Source organism: Aerococcus sp. L_32 (assembly GCF_050689315.1).
In genome coordinates this window covers 1-794 of record NZ_JBOEQF010000850.1, presented here as the reverse complement: position 1 = coordinate 794, position 794 = coordinate 1, and the positions used below count along the sequence as shown (strand labels likewise).

At 41.1% G+C, this 794-nt stretch carries 1 protein-coding gene; it reads right to left on the bottom strand.

The genetic code is table 11. The features are described 5' to 3' along the window. Positions 1-794, bottom strand: a 794-nt coding sequence (locus tag ACRCJ0_RS16870; protein WP_431391309.1) for a PTS transporter subunit EIIC, incomplete at both ends; no start/stop codon positions are given.

Here is a 794-nt window from a genome sequence, read left to right as displayed (position 1 = left end):
TCATCTACTTGGTCTAAGGGTAAGCTCGTTCCTTTTAGCGGTTTGATTAAAGCTTCATCACTAACTGCTTGCGTTTCAGTTGCTACAGGTGTCGGTTTTGATGGTTCATTGTCCTCTTTAGCATCCCCGTCCACATCATCACCTAAACCAAAGATAAAGGTTAGGACTGTACCCGTAATAAAGGCTGCTGAAATACCAATCACATATTGTGGAATTGGTGCGTAAGCTGGGATTGTTAAAACAGAGTTAAAAGCATATGAAGTCATCTGTGTACCTAAAGCGCCTAAGATTCCCCCACCAACAGCTGATGAAACCACTAGAATTGGAATCACACGTTTATAGCGTAAGATAATCCCGTATAAAATAGGCTCTGTTACACCAGCTAGAATACCAGAAATTGTTGCTGACAATGATAAAGAACTCAAGTTTTTGTTTTTACGGTAGCGTAAGAATACCCCAAAAGCGATACCCATTTGGGCAAAAGTCGCACCTGCTGCCATCGCATTTAACGGGTCACCACCACGTGTTAGGTTATCCAATGAGATTGGCGTAATACCCCAATGCACACCCAAGATAACCAAGAATGGCCATGCCGCTGCCATTACCATACCAGTTAATAGTGAAGAGAAATCTAATAGCCATAGTAAACCATCAGCAATTAATCCAGAGAAGAATTGCGAGAATGGACCGAATGCTAAAGCAGTTAGTGGTACCATTACTAGAATTGAAATCATTGGTACAGCGAATAACTGAATTGTATCTGGAATATATTTCTTCAAGAATCGTTCAAGTGG